A 17877-nucleotide genomic window follows, 5' to 3' on the forward strand; every position below is an offset into this window, starting at 1 on the left:
CAAGGGCTTTGCGGGGGTCTTGGCCGACGGAAATGGTCCCTATCGGAGCGTGACCGCACCAGATTCGAAGAATGGAGTGCACGGGCGAACATGCCCGGCGTGCCCCTCGCACATGTGTCCCGATGCGGTTCGCATCCGGGATCATGCGCAAATGCAAACGTCAAAGTGCCGGGTGCCCGATGGGCAGCCGGCGCCTCATTCGGCGCGCTCCGTGTCGGAGAATGGCTCGTACTTGTCAAGCAATGCGGTGACGATTCGACTGAAACCCGTGGATTTCGAGGATTTCACTACGATCACGTCCCCTGGCCGCACCGCCTGAAGCACGAATTCCTGCATACCATCCGCGTCAGGCCGGTATTCGACGCCCGCCGCATCGGACAGCGCATCGCGCAGCGCCACCATCTCCGGGCCGCCGATCCACACGTCCTCGATTCCCGCCTCGGCAAGCGGTGTGGTGAGATCTGCGTGCACCTGCGCGGAGAATTCGCCCATTTCAAGCATGTCACCAAGCACGGCGATGCGGCGGCCGCCCTCGCCCGGTACCGTATCGCGCAACAGCGCGATCGCTGCCCGCATCGAGGCGGGATTGGCGTTGTAGCTCTCGTCGATCAGCGTGAAATATCCGCCATCGATTGCCAGCCGATAGCGACGCCCGCGCCCCTTCTCCGGCTGCATCGTGGCGAGCGCGTCCATCACCCTCTCGATGTCGGCCCCGACGAGATGGGCGACGCCAAGGACGGCAACCGCGTTCTCCGCGATGTGGCGGCCGGGCGCTCCCATGGGAATTTCGAGCGTCTGCCCGCCGACCGACGCCCACAACACGCTGCCCTGCGGACCGGGCACAAATTCGATCAGGCGGAATTCCGCCTTCGCATCGGCGCCGAAGGAATGGATGTGCTCGACGCCGGCGGCCTTGGCCGCTTGCTCCAGCACGGCGAATTGCTCATTGTCGCGGTTGAGGAGCGCGTGCCCCCCTGGCGCCAGCCCATCGAAGATTTCCGCCTTTGCCATCGCAATCTCGTCGAGGCTCGCAAAGTTGCCGAGGTGAGCGGCGGCGATCGTGGTGACGAGCGCCACATGCGGACGAACCATCTTCACCAGCGGCCGGATTTCGTCAGGGTGGTTCATGCCGATTTCGAACACGCCGTAGGCCGTGTTCTCCGGCATCCGTGCCAACGTCAGCGGCACGCCCCAGTGATTGTTGAAGGACGCCGCCGAGGCGTGCACGCTGCCGCAGGCCGAAAGCGCGTGCCGCAGCATTTCCTTCGTCGTCGTCTTGCCGACCGAACCGGTCACCGCGATGACTTTCGCTGCACTTCGGTCGCGGGCCGCACACCCCAGATCGACGAGGGCCTGCAGCACGTCATGGACGACCAGCATCGGTGCGGTGAGGCGCCCGAGCGCCGGCAGCTTGCCTTCGCTCACGACGAGAAGCGCGGCCCCATTGGCAAAGGCGAGGCTCGCGAAATCATGGCCGTCCACCCGGTCGCCCTTGATGGCAAAGAAGGCTTCGCCGGGACTGATCGAGCGACTGTCGATCGAAATGCCGGTGATCCCCGCCGGCATGCTCCCGATGGGGCGGCCGTTGGTTGCCGCGATCAGGTCCCCGATTGTCCAGAGCATCGTCAAAGGTCGAGTTCCTCCAGGGCTTTGCGGACTTCCGCGTGGTCGGAGAACGGCAGCGTGACACTACCGATCGTCTGCCCCTCTTCATGCCCCTTGCCGGCGACGATCAATGTATCCCCCGCCGACAGCATCGCGACGGCGGCACGGATTGCCGCGGCCCGGTCGCCGATTTCCGTCGCCCCCTTGGTGGCCGCCATGATCTCGGACCGGATCACTTCGGGAACCTCCGAGCGCGGATTGTCGTCGGTGACGATGACCACGTCGGCAAGCCTCGTGGCGATCTCGCCCATGATCGCCCGCTTGCCCTTGTCGCGATCGCCGCCGCAGCCGAACACCACGATGACGCGGCCGGACGTAAAGGGGCGAACTGAGGACAGGACGTTCTCCAGTGCGTCGGGCTTGTGGGCGTAGTCCACATAGGCGAGCGCGCCGTTCTTGGCGTGGCCGACGAGTTCGAGCCGACCGGAAGCGCCGACCAGATGACCGAGCGCCGCCATCGCGTCCTTCGCCGAAACGCCGGTGGACATTGCAAGGCCTGCGGCAACCAGCGCGTTGGCGATCTGGAAATCGCCCGCAAGCGGGATGTGCACCTCGTAGATGTCGTCGCCGACGTGAACCTCCGCCATCTGCTTGTGACGGAAATGCTCAACCCGCTTGAGCGTCAGGTAGCCTCCCTTGCGACCGACCGTGCGAACGTCCATGCCCGCATCCTCTGCCGCCTTGATGGCGGCGCCCGACCACTCGTCGTCGGCAAAGATGACAGCCGGCGCGCCCCTCGGCAGCAGCGTGTCGAACAGGCGCATCTTGGCGGCCATGTAGTGCTCGACGGTCGGGTGGTAGTCCATGTGGTCGCGGCCGAGATTGGTGAAGGCCGCAGCAGACAGCTGGACGCCATCGAGGCGCGCCTGGTCGAGGCCGTGGCTGGAAGCCTCCATCGCCGCATGGGTGACGCCGGCATCGGCCAGTTCGGCCAGCAGCTTGTGCAGCGAAACAGGATCGGGCGTGGTCAGCGAGCCGTAGTCCTCGCGGCCCGGAGCCGTGACGCCCGTCGTGCCGATCATGGCTGCCGCGTGGCCCGCATGTGCCCAGATCTGCCGCGTGAAAGAGGCAACCGAGGTCTTGCCGGCCGTACCTGTGACGGCGACCATGGTCTCCGGCTGACGGGCAAAGAAACGCGCGGAGGCCAGCGCCAGGAAGCGGCGCGGTTCGTCCACGGCGATCACCGGCACGCTCGCCTCGACATGCGCTTCTCGCCCGACGACGACGGCGGCGGCGCCGCGCGCGATCGCATCGGCGACATAGGCCGTGCCGTCGTTCTTCGAACCGTTTACGGCGACGAAAAGATCACCCTTTTTGACCGTGCGGCTGTCCGCCGAAATGCCACCCACCTCGATTGCGGAGGCGTTACCCAGGTTTGAAACTTCGGGGCCGGCAAGGTCTGTGATCTTCATCTGCAGCTCTGTTTTTGTCGAGTTACACCGAATCGTCCGCGAATCGGCTCTTCCCGTTCATTCTGCGCTCAATAAGACACGAGCAAGGCAGAGCCGTCCTCCCCGAATTTCGGCTTTACACCGAGAAGTGGGGCGCTTCGGCGGATGATCTCGCCGACCATCGGTGCCGCATTGAGGCCTGCAGTCCGGCCGCCGCCCTCACCTGTCTTCGGCGCGTCGATGAAGCTCAGCACCATGTATTGCGGATCATCAATGGGAAAGGCGGAAAGGAAGGCGTTGAAGTTAAGCCCATTCTTGGCGTAGCGGCCGTTGACGACCTTGTCCGCCGTCCCTGTCTTGCCGCCGACGTTGAAACCCGGCACCAGCGCCCGCTTGCCCGAGCCGATCATCGCGTTCACGCGCATCAGGTAGCGCATATCGTCGCTTGTGCTCTGCTTGACCACCGCCTGGGCCATGGCGTCGGCTTCCTCCCGGCTGCGCGGCAGGAACGTGGGCGGCAGATACTTGCCACCGTTCATCAGCGTGGCGCCGGCGACCGCCGTCTGCAGCGGTGTCGTCGAGACGCCGTGGCCAAAGGAAATTGTGATCGAATTGATCTTCTTCCACTCGCGCGGCTGGCTCGGCGTCTTCACCTCCGGCAACTCGGTCTGCATTTTCGACAACAGGCCGAGTCGGGTGAGGAACTCCTTGTGGGCAGGAATGCCGACGATATCGGCCATCTTGGCCGTGCCGATATTCGACGAATACTGGAAGATCTCCGGCACCGTCAGGACGCGGTGCTTGCCGTGGAAATCCTTGATGGTGAAGCCGCCGATCCGGATCGGGAAGCGGGCATCGAAGCTGTCCTTCAGCGTGACCTTGCCTGAATCGAGCGCCATTGCCGTCGTGAAGGTCTTGAAGGTCGAGCCCATTTCGAACGTGCCGTCCGACATGCGGTTGAGCCAGCCGTCCTTGGCGCTCTCGGCGGGGTTGTTCGGGTCATAGTCCGGGACCGACGCCATGGCCAGAATTTCGCCCGTGTGCACGTCAAGCACAACGGCGCCGGCGGCCTCCGCCTGGTATTTCGCCATCGAAGCCACGATCACATCGTGCAGCATCGATTGCACGCGCAAATCGATCGAAAGCCGCACCGGCTCCATCTTCGCGTCGCTGGTCATGCCGATCGCTGCAAGATCCGCAAGGCCCTGGTTGTCGATGTAGCGCTCCATGCCGGCAATGCCGCGGTTGTCGATGTTGACGTAGCCGACGATGTGGGCGGCGGCTGAGCCGCTCGGATAGAAGCGGCGCTTTTCGGGACGAAAGCCGACACCGGGTATGCCGAGCGCCAGGATGCGGCTTTGCTGCTTCGGCGTCAGCTGCCGCTGCAGCCACTGGAAGCGCGAGTTGGCGGTGAGTTTCTTGTAGGTTCCCTTCGGATCCAGGTCAGGCAGCACCGTCTGGAGCATTTCGAGCGCCTCGTCCGCATCCACGATCTTGTGCGGCTCGGCATAGAGCGAAACGGTGCGGATATCGGTTGCCAAGATCTCGCCATTGCGGTCGACGATGTCGGGGCGTGAAGCGAGCAGATTGTCGGCGGGACCAATGCTGGAAACCGATTCCGACATGGTCACGCCATATTGGACAAGACGTCCGCCAACCACGCAATAGGCCAGCCCGAAACATGCCATGAGAACGGCGACTCGGCTGCGTGCCTGCTTGCCACTGCGCTTGCGATGCCCCTGGAAGGCCGTGGCATCCGGCCGGTCCGCCGGGCGCCCGGCGCCGCCATGCGAGAAGTGAGCCTTGCTCTTCACATCCATAATGCGGGAGAGAAACGACATCAGCGCGCCACCGAACCAGTTGCCATCTTGTCAGTCCCCTTCACGCCGTCCTTTGCCTTGGCGACATTCTTGCCTGCCCCGTCCTCTTCCTCGATGGCAGGAAGCTCGGCAGTGCGCATCGGCAGTTCCACCGGCTGTGCGAGTTGGGTCGATTCCGTCGGCAACAGCTGAAGATCCTGATCGTAGACCTTCACCAGGCGGTTGAGACGGGCCGGCTGGGTGAGAAGCGCCCAATCGGCCCGCAGGAGATCGATCGTGTGCTCCTCGAGCCGGATCTCGGCGTCGAGCTTGCGGACTTCCTCGAGCTTGTTCTCAGCCTTGTGCTTGATGGTGTAGGTCACGGTCGCGGCGGCGGTCATGACGACGACGAGGATGGCATCAAAGGTACGGAACATCCATCAGCCTCCAATCTTCTCAAGACTTGCAAGCTCGGGCAGCTCGAAAATGGACAGGTCATCCGCTCCGGCCGGCGCCACCGTGCGTTCGCCGGCCCGCAGCTTCGCGGAACGGGCACGCGGATTGGCCGCCGCTTCCTCTTCACTGGCGGCGATCATGGACTTGCCAACTGGCGCGAAGATTACGTCTTTCTTGATTAGCTCCGGCAGATGACGCGAGCCCGTCGTGCGGCCGGAACGATCCTGGAAGAATTTCTTGACGATCCGGTCCTCGAGCGAGTGGAAACTGACGACGACGAGACGCCCGCCCGGCTTGAGCACGCGCTCGGCGGCAAACAGCGCCCGTGCCAATTCTCCCAGTTCGTCGTTGACGAAGATACGCAGTGCCTGGAAGACGCGCGTCGCCGGATGGATCTTGTCCTTCGCCTTGCGGGGCGTGACAACCTCGATCAGTCCGGCAAGGTCACGGGTGCTGGCGAAAGGCTGTTCCGCCCGGCGCTTCTCGATCGCGCGTGCAATCCGGCCCGCCTGCTTCTCCTCGCCGAGGAAGCCGAAGATGCGGATGAGGTCGGAGACCTTTGCCCGGTTGACGACGTCGGCGGCGGAAACACCGGCGCTAGACATGCGCATATCGAGCGGACCGCTTTTCTGGAACGAAAACCCCCGCTCGGCTTCGTCGAGCTGCATGGACGATACGCCGATATCGAGCACGACCCCATCGAGCCCGCCGGGAGGCGCATGGCGAGCAAGCTCGGAGAATTGCGAATGGATCAGTGACAGACGGCCACCGGATGCAGCGACGAGTGCCTGCCCGGCCTCGATCGCGCTCGGATCGCGGTCCAGCGCGATCACCGAAGCCCCCGTGCCCAGGATGGCGGAAGTATAGCCACCGGCACCGAATGTGCCATCAAGGATGACCTGACCGGACTGCGGCTGGAGCGCTTCGATCACCTCGTTCAGAAGAACCGGGATGTGCCGGATCGGTCCGCCATCGGCATCAGGCTTGCCTCCGCCAATTTCCGTCGACATCCCGCTTCTCCATCTTACTTCGAGCCCGGACCTCGCAATCTGCGCTCCGTCCGGGCCGCCGCCTGCATTGCCTCGAACGTTTGCGGCGCCCAAAGCTGAAAATGATCGGCCCGACCGACGAAGGTGACATCCGTCGTGATGCCGGTGTAGTCGCGAATGAAATCCGTGACCATCAACCGCCCCTCGGAATCGAGCCGCATGAAGACCCCGCCCCCGTGAATCAGGAGCGACATCTCGTTCGCTTCCGGCGAAAACGGATCCTCGGTGGCTATCTGCCGCTCGAAGCGATCGAGCAGATCCGGACCACCGACGCTGATCGCCGGGAAAACAAAATCCTGGAAGCAATAGAGCTCCCGGACGTCGCGCTGCGCAAGGACCGCCCGGAAGGCTGAAGGCACCGAGACCCTCCCCTTCGCATCGATCCTGTTTGTCGCATTCGACAGGAACCGGTTCATGACGCCTGACAGCCGCTTCCCTGACCGGCACCAAAACAGCAAGCACCGGAAAATCCACACAGAACTCAACCACACGAATCGCGCCTGGTACGACGGCATCACGCCGCGCCAGCCCCTGCCGGAGCACCTCTGCACTTTGCGATGAACGGGCGATCATTCGCCCCTGTGCGGTATGTTGATGGGATACCATGGGACCATTTGGGCGTCAATGGGAACAGGCGGGTTCCCGGAGTGAGACCATCAAATGTTTATGAGCCGTTAAGTTTAACGAATGGTTACGGCCCGCCCTGTCAAAGCGCTGGATTCAATAGAAATTCGGGATCGTAAGCTGGGCTGGAACGGCCGGTTTGCCGGCGGCGCTGCCGTGCAGATCGGAATGCGCGCTATGGGATCATGCGCGGAGAGAATACGCCAGTTGGCCTGTAAGCCGGGTTCTGTATGGCTCCGACTAACGCCGGAACGTGGCAGCCATTCATCTGGGACCGGACTTGCGCCCGGCCTCTTGCAACCCACCCGGATGACCGGCCCGGAAACGGGCTGGAAGGCTTGCGCCGTCCGCGTCATCCCTATTCGGTCTTGCTCCCGGTGGGGTTTACCGTGCCGTCCATGTTGCCATGGCCGCGGTGGGCTCTTACCCCACCCTTTCACCCTTACCTTCCAGAGAAGGCGGTTTGCTTTCTGTGGCACTTTCCCTAGGGTCGCCCCCGCCGGACGTTATCCGGCACCGTGTTTCCGTGGAGCCCGGACTTTCCTCCCCCCGCAGCCTTTCGGCCGTAGCGGGGCGCGGCTGCCCGGCCAACTGGCTCGCGTTCCTTAGCGAAAGGGAACTGCGATGACCAGAAAAATCGCCAGCACGGACAAGTCGAGCAACATCGCGTGGGGGCTACTCCGCAACGGATGCCCCCCAGCATGTGCTAGTCGAGCAGGCTCTGGACCTTGCCGCAGTAGCGCTTCGACACTGGGTTCATGCGCTTGGCGCCATGGCCGGCATTGTACTTCAGGATTGTGCCACAGGTCGTGCCACCGCTGAGATCGTGCGCCACGGCGAGGTACTTCATTCCGAATTTGATGTTCGTTTCCGGGTCGTAGAGGCCCGTGGCGTGGCCCTGGTAACCCATCATGCGGGCCGTCGCCGGCTTGATCTGCATCAGGCCAATCTCACCCGCGCTGCCACGCGCTCTTGGATTGAAGTTGCTTTCCACGCGGACAACGGCATGAGCAAGGTCGACCGGCACGCCGTATTGCCGCGCATAGGTCTTGATCAGCGTGGAGTAGCTGGCCGGCGCCCCCATCAACGGGTAGCCGGTGGTCCGGGTCACGGTCTTTAGGGGCTTGCTGACAGTGACGCCGGGGAGATCATCGGCCTTGGCCGATACCGTCTGGGTCAGAAGGGCAATAAGGCAAGCCGCCCCCGCGGCCATAAACGAATTCGTCATGTGTTCTAATGTCTCCGTCCATATGGGCGCACGGCTAGGCCTTGGGGAACCGGCCCATCGACCGAAACCCCGCGCAGTGATCCAAACATCGTGAAGCGGTCCAAGGCTCTTCAGAACAGCGGACCCAGGACAGTCGCGGAAGAGGCCTACCTCCCGCCGGCGAACGCCTGAACCTCGATCCGTCTCGTCGGAAGGTCGTTGGGAGCAACCTGTGACCGACCGGATCGAAGGCAGCGGGAAAAGACAATCCCAATCCGGTCAGGATGTGGCGAAAAGCTAAACTTGCGTTACAGAATGAAATATATCGTGAGAATCAGGCAGACTGGTCACGACGTTTCGGCAAGGCCGTCAACAGCCGGTGCAGCGTGTCGATCGTCGAGAAATCAGCGATTCCATCGACCCGTTCGGGCCGAAAATGGCGCTGGAAGGCGGCGACGTCGCCCTCGGTGGGGGCGTCGAAAACGCCCGTGATTCCGGTAGCATAACCGTAAAGCGCAAGCATCGCCTGCAACGCCTCGACGGGGGGGCCCTGGTCACCGCGCTGGAAGAAGCGGCCTCCGGAGATCGGCGCGGGCTCGACCCAATGGCCGATGCCTGCCGCATGCAGCCGCGCCCAAGGGAAATTTTCACCCGGATCGACCTTGCGGATGGGGGCGACATCGCTGTGCGCCAGGACCCTTTCGGGGACCACCCCCCACCTTTCGACACAGTTCCGACACAGTTCGGCAACGGCCGCGACCTGCGCTTCCGGGTAATCGGGCAATCCGCCCGGGTGCCCCGGATTGACGATTTCGATGCCGATCGAGGCCGAGTTGATGTCCGCCTCGCCCTTCCATTGGCTCTTACCCGCGTGCCAGGCGCGGCGCTCCTCGGGGACAAGCTGCAACACCCGCCCGTCCTCATGCACGAAATAATGGCTGGAGACCTGGCTTTGTTCCGAACACAGCCAGGCGAGAGCGCCGTCCGCACTGTCCATGCCGGTATAGTGGAGGACGATCATATCCGGACGCCGTCCGTCGGCGCGTTCGCCGTGATTGGGAGACGGCACGACCGTGGCACCGGGAAAGTCGGGAATAAACGCCGTCATGCCGCCTGGCGGTCTTTCTCGATCGCCGCATAGGCAGCATTGAGGGCGGCCATTCGGTCGTTCGCGATCCGCTGGAACTCGGCGGGAACGCCCCGCGCCATCAAACTATCGGGATGATGTTCCGAGGCCAGGACACGGTAGCGTTTGCGAATGGTCGGGAAGTCGTCCTGAGGCGAGACGCCGAGGACCTTGTAGGGATCACGCCCGCCGACATGCAGATGCCGCTCGGTAATCTGCTCAAATCGCTCGTCCGCCATGCCGAAGATTTCGGCGATCCGCGACAGAAACGCCATTTCACGCTCGTGGATCAGTCCGTCCGCCTTGGCAATGTGGAACAGGCCGTCGATGATATCCTCAAGGATCGGGCAGTTACGCTCGCAAGAGACACAAAGCGCGGCCATCTTTTCGGCATAGGCCTCATACCCGGCGACGTCCTGGCGGGCGAGATTATAGAGGCGCGCGACGTTGGCCGCCTGGTCGGAGGGAAATTTGAAGATGTCCCTGAAGGCGTCGACCTCGGCGGTCGTGACGACCCCGTCGGCCTTCGCCATCTTGGCCGAAAGCGCGATCATGGCGACGGAAAACGCGACTTCCCTGCGGGTCTCGGGGTCGCCCTCGAACAATGTACGCACCGCCTCGACAACGCCCGAAAGCGCATTGCTGGCCGCCTCCGCGACCATACCAACCAGTCGGTCCCAGATGGAAGACATCAAGCAACTGCCCATGTGTGAGAACATACAGTGATCTTGAGCAGACATTGATGGCGAAAGCAAGCCGGGGCCACGCGGCCGCTACCTGATTCACGAAATTTTGATGGCCCTCATCAAGTGGATGCATTCCAATTCTTGATCGCACGATCAGCACAATGAATTTGACGATCGCGCCGGCGAGTGTGAGCAGGGCATTCGATTACGAGTGAGGTGACCGCAACGTGCGCTATCTGTCCAATCAAGCCGCAGGCATGTTGCTGGGTCTTGTCGCAGTGACGATCTTCGGCGCCACGCTGCCGATGACCCGCCTGGCACTCGAAGGCTTCAGCCCTCTGTTCATCACTTTCAGTCGGGCCTTGATCGCGGCCTCGGCGGCCGGCGTGGCCCTCCTTGTCCTGAAACGGCCGCTGCCGCGCAAACATCTGCCGACCCTTGCCGGTGTCGGTGTCTGCGCTGTCTTCGGCTTTCCGATCTTCTCCTCGATCGCTCTGCAGACGATCCCTGCGAGCCATGGCGGTGTCGTGCTCGGCATTCTTCCGCTCCTGACCTCGATCTTCGCCGCAATCATCGATGGAGAGCGTCCGGGGGCTATGTTCTGGCTGTGCGGAATCGCCGGCGCGGCCCTCGTTGCGATTTTCTCGCTGGGTGAAAACAGCTTTCATCTCGGCCCCGGAGACTTTTGGCTGTTCCTCGCCGCGGTCGCGGCCGCGCTATCCTACGTGCTCTCCGGGAAGCTGGCGCGTGAACTGCCGGGTTGGGAAGTCATCGGCTGGGCGCTCGTTCTTTGTGCGCCCTTCACGCTTGCCGGGACGCTGCTCGTTGCCGACTCCGGCATTTACGTGCCGGGGCCCGCGCAGTACGGCGCGATCCTCTATCTCGGCCTGCTGTCGATGTTCGGCGGGTTCATTTTCTGGAACGTGGGCCTCGCTCTCGGCGGGATAGCGCGGGTTGCGCAGGTCCAGTTGTTCCAGACATTTGTCACGCTTGCGATTTCTGCGCTCCTGCTGGGCGAGGCGGTCGGAATCTCGACCGTCGGTTTTGCACTCGCCGTCGCCTTCGTCGTCTGGCTCGGCCGCAAGGCAAAGATCTCCCGAACGGCGGCGGCAGCGATCCCCGAGACTGGCCGGGCCTGATCGGGCCGTACAATCCGTCACCGAAAGCGGCTATGTACTGATCGGTGATTCCCCTGTTGCGGAATCTGGAGTAGACATCCGCCGACCGACCTGATCGTTCGGCGAGGAGGTATCATGGCCAAACAAAAAGTTGCAATGCTCACCGCAGGGGGCCTGGCGCCCTGTCTCTCATCGGCAGTGGGCGGGCTCATCGAGCGTTACACCGACATCGCACCGGAAATCGAGCTGATCGCCTATCGGTCGGGATATCAGGGTGTACTGTTGAGCGACAGCATCGCAATCACGCCGCAGATGCGCGAAAAGGCCCACCTGCTTCATCGCTATGGCGGCTCGCCGATCGGCAACAGCCGCGTCAAGCTGACGAACACCGCCGACTGCGTCAAGCGGGGCCTCGTCAAGGAAGGCGAAAACCCCCTGCGTGTCGCAGCCGAGCGGCTCGCCAGCGACGGCGTGACCATCCTGCACACGATCGGCGGCGACGACACCAACACGACCGCGGCCGATCTGGCGGCCTATCTGGGCGCCAACGGCTACAACCTCACGGTGGTCGGCCTCCCGAAAACGGTCGACAACGACGTCGTGCCGATCCGTCAATCGCTCGGCGCCTGGACGGCAGCCGAAGTCGGCGCCGGCTTCTTCGACAACGTCTCCAACGAACAGAGCGCCGCCCCGAAGACGCTGGTCGTGCACGAGGTGATGGGCCGCCATTGCGGCTGGCTCACGGCCGCGACCGCGCGCGCCTACCTGCAGAAGTCCGCCGGCAATGAATATGTCGAGGGCTTCATGATGGATGCGCAATTGAAGAACATCGACGGCCTGTACCTGCCGGAAATGGCCTTCGACCTGCAGGCCGAAGCCGAGCGCCTGAAGAAGGAGATGGAGAAGAACGGTTTCGTCACCCTGTTCGTGTCCGAAGGCGCCTGCCTGGACGCGATCGTCGCGGAGCGTGAAGCGGCCGGCGAGACGGTCAAGCGCGATGCGTTCGGCCACGTGAAGATCGACACGATCAATGTCGGCAACTGGTTCTCCAAGCAGTTTGCCGCCCTTCTCGGCGCCGAGCGCGCGATGGTGCAGAAATCCGGCTACTATGCCCGCTCCGCCCCCGCCAACCGCGACGACCTGCGCCTGATCCAGAGCATGGTCGACCTCGCCGTCGAAAGCGCCCTCAACAAGGTGTCGGGCGTGACCGGCCATGACGAAGGCCAGAACGGCAAGCTGCGCACGATCGAGTTCCCGCGCATCAAGGGCGGCAAGCACTTCGATACCAGCACAAAATGGTTCGGCGAGATGATGGACGCCATCGGCCAGAAGTGGACGCCGGCCGGCTGAGGACACTCAGCCCCCACGGGCCGAAGATTGCATCTTGACGCGATCTCGCGCAGATGGCTTGCTCCCCTCTACCAACGTTCAGGGGAGCTTTTTTCATGTCCTTCGAGCACTGGCTCGCCTTTGCGGCGGCCTCCTCAATCATGCTGGCGATCCCCGGACCGACCATCCTGCTCGTCATCTCCTATGCACTGGGACACGGCCGCAGGACCACCGGGGCGACCGTTGCCGGCGTCGCCCTCGGCGATTTCACCGCGATGACCGCCTCCATGCTCGGTCTCGGCGCCCTGCTGGCAACCTCGGCTGCGATCTTTACCGTTCTGAAGTGGGTCGGCGCGGCCTATCTCGTCTGGCTCGGCATCAAGCTGTGGCGTGCGCCGATCGCCGGAACGGACGGCACGGAGAACGGGACGGCGACGGAAGAGCAACCGTACCGAATCTTTGCGCATGCGTACGTCGTGACCGCGCTGAACCCCAAGAGCATCGTCTTCTTCGTCGCCTTCCTGCCGCAGTTTCTCGACCTGTCGCGGCCGGTCCTGCCGCAGATGGTGATCTTCGAGATTACGTTCCTCGTGCTCGCCACAGCGAACGCCACGGCCTATGCGCTCATGGCGTCGGCGGCGCGCGGCACGATCCGCAAACCCAGCGTCCAGAAGGTGGTCAACCGCGTCGGCGGATCGCTACTGATCGGCGCAGGCCTGCTGACCGCCGGGCTTCGACGGGCGGCGGCGTGACACTTGGCGCGGCGTCTCGGGTTGCCCGAGGCCGCCCGATCGGCTATTTGACGAAGCACGGTCGAAGCGCCGTTGATTTGCATCCACGCCGGAAACGCTCCGTTTCCGAGCCTCAAGGCAGAACGAGAGCGACTGATGGCGGACAGATTCCCAATCCCTGCAAAACGTTTTTTGTCGGCAGGGTGCGCCACGGCCCTGCTGGTATTGGGCGGATGCGCCAGTGTGATCGAGACCCCTGTCGAGGAAATGGCTTCGGCGCAGACGGTGATGCCGATCGCCAAGCCCGGCACGGAAATGACCGCCTATGCCCTGCCGGCACCGATTGTAGATCCGGCAACGGAAAATGATGGCGCGCAGACACTGACGGCAGCCATCGAAGCGACCCGCGCAAGCAACGCAGAACTGGCGATTGCTTCGGCCGCACCCGACGCGGCAACCGAAACGGCTGCAGTCGCTTCGGCAGTTCCGGTTCCGACCAGCGCGACCCCCTCCTCCCAGAAATTCATGCCGGCCTCGTTCGAGGCGGCGGTGATGGAGCCCGGCTTCGACACCGGCGAACCGGAGGGGCTCGAACAGTTGGTCGCTTCGCACCAGATCATCCCGATGGCGAAGCCGACTTTGCAGCCGGTGGCCTTTGCGGCGACCCAGGCCAAGCCGGGCGTTCCCCAGGCTTCGCAAGCCTTCGAGAAATCCGGAACGCCGATTGATGCTCTCATCACCAAGTACGCAGCCCTTTACGAGATCCCGGAAGGACTGCTGCATCGCGTGATCAAGCGCGAGAGCCGCTACAATCCCAAGGCTTACAGCCGGGGCAATTACGGCCTCATGCAGATCCGTTACAACACGGCCAAGGGCATGGGATATACCGGCGCGCCGGACGGTCTTTTTGACGCCGAGACGAACATCAAGTACGGCGCAAAATATCTCCGCGGCGCCTGGATGGTGGCTGAGAACCAGCACGACGGCGCGGTTCGCCTCTATGCCAGCGGCTACTACTACACCGCCAAGCGCAAGGGCCTTCTCGAAGAAACCGGCCTGAAATAGGCGGGATCACGTCCCACGGTCGAGTGCGTCGACGATCCGTTCCACCAGTTCCTGCGAACGATAACCGAGAGCGGAGGGCGTCAGCCCCAGGCGGACGACGGCGAGTTTTCTGGACCGGATCACCGCGATCGACTGGCCGTCATGGCCGAGCATCCAGAACGTGTCCTCCGGCAATCCGTACTGCGCATTCGGCACGTCGCCGGGCCCGTGGATCCAGCTTTGCGCATGACTGTAAGCCCCGTCAGAGGCGGGCGTCGGCGTTCCCATCGCAGCCACGTATCCCTCCGGCAGCAACCGCTCCCCATTCCATTGGCCGTCATTGAGCAACAGTTGGGCAAAGCGCGCCCAGTCGCGCGCCGTCGCATACATGTAGGACGAACCGGCAAAGATGCCCGTCTCGTCCGTTTCCATCACGGCGCTGCGCATGCCGAGCGGCGCGAATAGGGCCGTGGTCGGAAAGGACAGCGCCCGCCACCGATCCCCCACCGCGTTCATGAAGACATGGGAGAGCAGGACCGCGGTACCGCTGGAATAGCTGAACTTTTCCCCCGGATTGGCCGCGAGCCGAAACGAGGCGGCAAAACGGGCCATGTTCGGCTCCAAAAAGAGCATCCTCGTCACATCCGTGACGTCGCCATAGTCCTCGCCGAAGACCAGACCGCTTTGCATGGCCAGCAGGTCGGCCACGGTGATCTTTCCGCGCGCGTCGGCCTGCCACTCAGGGAAGAGAAGAGCCTGTGCAGGCGACAGCCGCCCTTGCAGGATCAGACGGCCGACGAGCGCCGCATTGACCGTCTTGGTCAGCGACCAGCCGAGCAGCGGCATGTCCGCGGAGAAGCCGTCGCCATAGCGTTCGCCCACGAGCTGGCCGTCATGGATCACCACCACACCTCGAACGCCCGGACCGAGCAGGGCCGGATCGTCCAGAATGTTTGCGAAGCGGGGATCGCTACCGCCATGCTCACCCGCCGGCCATGGCTGATCGGCGGGTCCGGCCGCGATTTTCGGAAGAGGCACCTCGGCCACCACCTCCCGAGCCGTCAGGAAATCGCCATCCGGAACCGACGTGCAGCCGAAGCCTTCGCGGTAGGCCGCATATCCCGGCGCGAACAGCCCGAGCAGCGACGCCGTGACCGTCATATCCGAGTAGTCGACGGACTGGCGCATCAGCCGCAGCAGCGGATGGCCGGGCGCCTGCACGTCTTCATCGAGCACGGCGGCGGCATTGCGCCGCGCAATGAAGACATTGGAGCAGACGATCTTGGCCGCATAGGACGATCCTACCCGCAGCAGTTCCGGCGGCCGCACGATCAGCCAACTGCCCGTGACGACCAGAAACACGCAGCCGCCGAACAGTGCCTTCGCCGCAGCCCGCCGATATCGTGCCATTGCCTACCCTCGTTCGCTCGCAGACAATCAGGAATTGGCCCGCAAGAAAAGCCCCATGCCGTGACAGAAATATTGCGGTGGAACGCGAGCGCTTGCTGCCGCATGCCGCTGGCGACAGTCATCAAACTGTAGCCGACGGCAGATATCGCTGCCGCAGATCCACCGAACGGGATGTGTCATGAGCGAACTGGCCAGAAACGCGGGATACGGGCGCAACAAGAAGCTGAAGGCGGCGCTGCTTCAACATCGTGCCGGCACACTGGAGGGGCTGTCCGAACGCCTTTTCGGATTGCTGTTCTCCGGCCTCGTCTATCCGCAGATCTGGGAAGATCCGGCCGTCGACATCGAAGCAATGGAGGTGTCCGCCGGACACCGCGTCGTGACGATTGGTTCGGGTGGCTGCAACATGCTCGCCTATCTTTCCCGCGCCCCGGAAGCGATCGACGTCGTCGATCTCAACCCACACCATGTCGCCCTGAACCGGCTGAAGCTGGCAGCCTTCCGGCACCTGCCGTCGCATGCCGACGTTAGCCGCTTTTTCGGCGGAAACCACGCCACAACCAACCGCGAAGCCTACAGCCTGTTCATCGAACCGATGCTCGATGCGCAGACGCGTGACTACTGGAATGGGCGTGGCGCTTTCGGCCGGCGCCGCGTCGACGTCTTCAGCCGCAACATCTATCGCACCGGCCTGCTCGGCCGCTTCATACTGCTTGGCCACATCGTCGCGCGGCTCCACGGTCTCAATCCGCGGGAGTTCGTCGAGGCTCGTTCGCTGCGCGAACAACGTCACTTCTTCGAGACCCGCATCGCTCCCCTCTTCGATCGCCCGCTGATTCGCTGGATGACGTCGCGAAAGGCGTCCCTGTTCGGGCTCGGCATCCCGCCGCAACAGTTTGACGAACTGGCGAGCCTCAGCGATGACAACTCACTTGCGCCGGTTCTGAAGCGGCGCCTTGAGAAGCTGACCTGCCACTTTCCGCTGAATGACAACTATTTCGCCTGGCAGGCATTTGCGCGGCGCTATCCGGAGAAGCACGAAGGCATGCCGCCGGACTATCTGCGGGCCGCTCACTATGCCGCAATTCGCGCCAATGCCGGCCGGGTTCGCGTCCACCACGCAAGTTTCACCGAGCTTCTGGCCGGCAAGCCGGCAGGCTCCGTCGATCGCTTCGTGCTGCTCGATGCCCAGGACTGGATGAACGAAAGCCAGATCAACGCGCTCTGGAGCGAGATTTCCCGAACCGCGACACAAGGCGCGATCGTCATCTTCCGGACAGCGGCGGAACGGAGCATCCTCGACGGCAAGCTCTCCCCCGCCCTTCTCGATCTGTGGACCTATGAGCGCGAACGCTCGATCGAACTCGGCATGCGGGACCGTTCGGCCATCTACGGAGGCTTCCACATCTACAGGAAGCGGGCCTGATGTCAGCGGACTTCGAACTGCACCCGCTACCTGCCGATACCAGCCATGCTGAGCGGATGGACCGACAGTATCGCTATCAGCGCCACCTCTACGACCTGACGCGCAAATACTATCTGTTCGGGCGCGACCGGCTGCTTAAGCAGATCCCGGCAGAGGCGGGACAGTCGATCCTGGAAGTCGGCTGCGGCACCGGACGCAATATCGAGCACATGGCGCGCCTGTACCCGCATACCCGCTTTTTTGGTCTCGATATCTCGAAAGAGATGCTGGAAACGGCGCACAGGCGATTTGCTCGCAAGGGGGCCAACGCGCCGCGACTGCATGTCGCCGATGCCGCGAGTTTCTCAGCCGGAGACTTCGGCGAAACCGGATTCGATCACATCGTCATTTCCTATGCCCTATCGATGATCCCCGCATGGGAACGCGCCATCGAATGCTCCCTCGCCGCTCTGAATACCGGCGGGTCGCTGCATGTCATCGACTTCGGCCAGCAGGAGCGCCTGCCGCGCCTCTTCCGCCGCCTTTTGCGGGGCTGGCTCGAACGCTTTCACGTCCAGCCACGCGCCGACCTGTTCGAGGTGATACGCAGTGCAGCGGAGCGAAGAGGCGCAACGCTGCAGACGGCGACGCCTTATGGCGGCTACGCCTGGATCGGTGTTGCAAAAATGCCAGCCTGACCCGCCTTCTGCCCCAACCTGTCTGCCTGCCCGATTTTGCGCTCCTTTCTGTGGGACCCCTCGACTGAGAGGGGTTGTGTATCTCGTTTGCTGACGCTTGGGGCTGCGTTTGCATGGTTCGAAGCAGAAGGAAGACAAC

17 protein-coding genes and 1 other RNA gene are annotated in these 17877 nt (G+C 63.3%); 7 read left to right on the forward strand and 11 right to left on the reverse strand.

Annotated features, from left to right (window positions below; translation table 11 throughout):
• Positions 1-195: 195 nt before the first annotated feature.
• The 6 genes from J2Y48_RS09525 to mraZ form a co-directional block, all read right to left on the reverse strand.
• Positions 196-1629 (reverse strand): UDP-N-acetylmuramoylalanyl-D-glutamyl-2,6-diaminopimelate--D-alanyl-D-alanine ligase, encoded by a 1434-nt coding sequence (locus J2Y48_RS09525; protein ID WP_310416298.1) that lies wholly within the window; start codon positions 1627-1629, stop codon positions 196-198.
• A complete protein-coding gene (locus J2Y48_RS09530) occupies positions 1626-3077 on the reverse strand; it encodes a UDP-N-acetylmuramoyl-L-alanyl-D-glutamate--2,6-diaminopimelate ligase (RefSeq protein ID WP_310416301.1) in 1452 nt (483 codons plus the stop codon). Before J2Y48_RS09530 ends, J2Y48_RS09525 begins: the two co-directional genes overlap by 4 nt.
• 68 nt (positions 3078-3145) lie before the next feature.
• Positions 3146-4897 carry a penicillin-binding protein 2 gene (locus J2Y48_RS09535; RefSeq protein WP_310416304.1) on the reverse strand — a complete coding sequence of 584 codons (1752 nt, stop codon included), beginning with the start codon at positions 4895-4897 and terminating at the stop codon, positions 3146-3148.
• Positions 4897-5292 carry a hypothetical protein gene (locus J2Y48_RS09540; RefSeq protein ID WP_310416307.1) on the reverse strand — a complete coding sequence of 132 codons (396 nt, stop codon included), beginning with the start codon at positions 5290-5292 and terminating at the stop codon, positions 4897-4899. Before J2Y48_RS09540 ends, J2Y48_RS09535 begins: the two co-directional genes overlap by 1 nt.
• A 3-nt stretch (positions 5293-5295) precedes the next feature.
• The gene (gene rsmH / locus J2Y48_RS09545; protein ID WP_310416310.1) at positions 5296-6321 is read right to left on the reverse strand and encodes a 16S rRNA (cytosine(1402)-N(4))-methyltransferase RsmH; all 1026 of its coding nucleotides are present in this window, start codon (positions 6319-6321) and stop codon (positions 5296-5298) included.
• Between the two features lie 14 nt (positions 6322-6335).
• Positions 6336-6776, reverse strand: a complete 441-nt coding sequence (gene mraZ / locus J2Y48_RS09550) for a division/cell wall cluster transcriptional repressor MraZ (RefSeq protein WP_310416313.1) — start codon at positions 6774-6776, stop codon at positions 6336-6338.
• Between mraZ and J2Y48_RS09555 the strand changes: the two genes are divergently transcribed.
• Positions 6775-6921 (forward strand): hypothetical protein, encoded by a 147-nt coding sequence (locus J2Y48_RS09555; protein WP_310416317.1) that lies wholly within the window; start codon positions 6775-6777, stop codon positions 6919-6921. The two genes, mraZ and J2Y48_RS09555, sit on opposite strands and share 2 nt — an antisense overlap.
• Positions 6922-7183: 262 nt before the next feature.
• Here J2Y48_RS09555 and rnpB read toward each other — a convergent pair.
• From rnpB to J2Y48_RS09575, 4 genes are all read right to left on the reverse strand, one after another.
• Positions 7184-7579, reverse strand: an RNA gene (gene rnpB / locus J2Y48_RS09560) — RNase P RNA component class A.
• A gap of 111 nt (positions 7580-7690) precedes the next feature.
• Positions 7691-8212: a lytic transglycosylase domain-containing protein gene (locus tag J2Y48_RS09565; RefSeq protein ID WP_310416319.1), complete on the reverse strand. Its 522-nt coding sequence runs from the start codon at positions 8210-8212 to the stop codon at positions 7691-7693.
• Positions 8213-8525: 313 nt separating this feature from the next.
• The gene (locus tag J2Y48_RS09570; protein ID WP_310416322.1) at positions 8526-9299 is read right to left on the reverse strand and encodes an N-acetylmuramoyl-L-alanine amidase; all 774 of its coding nucleotides are present in this window, start codon (positions 9297-9299) and stop codon (positions 8526-8528) included.
• Positions 9296-10009 carry a TerB family tellurite resistance protein gene (locus J2Y48_RS09575; RefSeq protein ID WP_405030188.1) on the reverse strand — a complete coding sequence of 238 codons (714 nt, stop codon included), beginning with the start codon at positions 10007-10009 and terminating at the stop codon, positions 9296-9298. The genes J2Y48_RS09570 and J2Y48_RS09575 overlap by 4 nt, the downstream gene beginning before the upstream one ends.
• A 221-nt stretch (positions 10010-10230) precedes the next feature.
• Here J2Y48_RS09575 and J2Y48_RS09580 point away from each other — a divergent pair, with 221 nt between their 5' ends.
• The 4 genes from J2Y48_RS09580 (at position 10231) to J2Y48_RS09595 (ending at position 14246) form a co-directional block, all read left to right on the forward strand.
• Positions 10231-11142 carry a DMT family transporter gene (locus J2Y48_RS09580; protein ID WP_310416325.1) on the forward strand — a complete coding sequence of 304 codons (912 nt, stop codon included), beginning with the start codon at positions 10231-10233 and terminating at the stop codon, positions 11140-11142.
• 114 nt (positions 11143-11256) lie between these two features.
• The gene (locus J2Y48_RS09585) at positions 11257-12471 is read left to right on the forward strand and encodes a pyrophosphate--fructose-6-phosphate 1-phosphotransferase (protein WP_310416328.1); all 1215 of its coding nucleotides are present in this window, start codon (positions 11257-11259) and stop codon (positions 12469-12471) included.
• A 95-nt stretch (positions 12472-12566) separates the two neighbouring features.
• Positions 12567-13202, forward strand: coding sequence for a LysE family translocator (locus tag J2Y48_RS09590; protein WP_310416330.1), 636 nt, complete (start codon positions 12567-12569; stop codon positions 13200-13202).
• Between the two features lie 135 nt (positions 13203-13337).
• Positions 13338-14246 carry a lytic transglycosylase domain-containing protein gene (locus tag J2Y48_RS09595; RefSeq protein ID WP_405030189.1) on the forward strand — a complete coding sequence of 303 codons (909 nt, stop codon included), beginning with the start codon at positions 13338-13340 and terminating at the stop codon, positions 14244-14246.
• Between the two features lie 6 nt (positions 14247-14252).
• Here J2Y48_RS09595 and J2Y48_RS09600 read toward each other — a convergent pair whose 3' ends face one another.
• Positions 14253-15635, reverse strand: a complete 1383-nt coding sequence (locus tag J2Y48_RS09600; RefSeq protein ID WP_310416335.1) for a serine hydrolase — start codon at positions 15633-15635, stop codon at positions 14253-14255.
• Positions 15636-15813: 178 nt separating this feature from the next.
• On the opposite strand from J2Y48_RS09600, the gene J2Y48_RS09605 reads away from it, so the two are divergent.
• Together J2Y48_RS09605 and J2Y48_RS09610 are read left to right on the forward strand one after the other, a co-directional pair.
• Positions 15814-17061 (forward strand): DUF3419 family protein, encoded by a 1248-nt coding sequence (locus J2Y48_RS09605; protein ID WP_310416338.1) that lies wholly within the window; start codon positions 15814-15816, stop codon positions 17059-17061.
• On the forward strand, positions 17061-17738 hold the full coding sequence (locus tag J2Y48_RS09610) for a class I SAM-dependent methyltransferase (RefSeq protein ID WP_310416341.1): 678 nt from the start codon (positions 17061-17063) through the stop codon (positions 17736-17738). The genes J2Y48_RS09605 and J2Y48_RS09610 overlap by 1 nt, the downstream gene beginning before the upstream one ends.
• Positions 17739-17877: the final 139 nt, after the last annotated feature.

The sequence above is a fragment of the Mycoplana sp. BE70 genome (assembly GCF_031455855.1).
Classification (GTDB): Bacteria; Pseudomonadota; Alphaproteobacteria; order Rhizobiales; family Rhizobiaceae; genus Mycoplana.

What these genes read in the sequence shown, in the direction of transcription:
- J2Y48_RS09530 (WP_310416301.1), bottom strand. Translation starts at nt 3,077, where the DNA reads ATGAAGATCACAGACCTTGCCGGCCCCGAAGTTTCAAACCTGGGTAAC.
- J2Y48_RS09535 (WP_310416304.1), bottom strand. Translation starts at nt 4,897, where the DNA reads ATGTCGTTTCTCTCCCGCATTATGGATGTGAAGAGCAAGGCTCACTTC.
- J2Y48_RS09540 (WP_310416307.1), bottom strand. Translation starts at nt 5,292, where the DNA reads ATGTTCCGTACCTTTGATGCCATCCTCGTCGTCGTCATGACCGCCGCC.
- rsmH (WP_310416310.1), bottom strand. Translation starts at nt 6,321, where the DNA reads ATGTCGACGGAAATTGGCGGAGGCAAGCCTGATGCCGATGGCGGACCG.
- J2Y48_RS09555 (WP_310416317.1), top strand. Translation starts at nt 6,775, where the DNA reads ATGACGCCTGACAGCCGCTTCCCTGACCGGCACCAAAACAGCAAGCAC.
- mraZ (WP_310416313.1), bottom strand. Translation starts at nt 6,776, where the DNA reads ATGAACCGGTTCCTGTCGAATGCGACAAACAGGATCGATGCGAAGGGG.
- J2Y48_RS09565 (WP_310416319.1), bottom strand. Translation starts at nt 8,212, where the DNA reads ATGACGAATTCGTTTATGGCCGCGGGGGCGGCTTGCCTTATTGCCCTT.
- J2Y48_RS09570 (WP_310416322.1), bottom strand. Translation starts at nt 9,299, where the DNA reads ATGACGGCGTTTATTCCCGACTTTCCCGGTGCCACGGTCGTGCCGTCT.
- J2Y48_RS09575 (WP_405030188.1), bottom strand. Translation starts at nt 10,009, where the DNA reads ATGTCTTCCATCTGGGACCGACTGGTTGGTATGGTCGCGGAGGCGGCC.
- J2Y48_RS09585 (WP_310416328.1), top strand. Translation starts at nt 11,257, where the DNA reads ATGGCCAAACAAAAAGTTGCAATGCTCACCGCAGGGGGCCTGGCGCCC.
- J2Y48_RS09590 (WP_310416330.1), top strand. Translation starts at nt 12,567, where the DNA reads ATGTCCTTCGAGCACTGGCTCGCCTTTGCGGCGGCCTCCTCAATCATG.
- J2Y48_RS09595 (WP_405030189.1), top strand. Translation starts at nt 13,338, where the DNA reads ATGGCGGACAGATTCCCAATCCCTGCAAAACGTTTTTTGTCGGCAGGG.
- J2Y48_RS09600 (WP_310416335.1), bottom strand. Translation starts at nt 15,635, where the DNA reads ATGGCACGATATCGGCGGGCTGCGGCGAAGGCACTGTTCGGCGGCTGC.
- J2Y48_RS09605 (WP_310416338.1), top strand. Translation starts at nt 15,814, where the DNA reads ATGAGCGAACTGGCCAGAAACGCGGGATACGGGCGCAACAAGAAGCTG.
- J2Y48_RS09610 (WP_310416341.1), top strand. Translation starts at nt 17,061, where the DNA reads ATGTCAGCGGACTTCGAACTGCACCCGCTACCTGCCGATACCAGCCAT.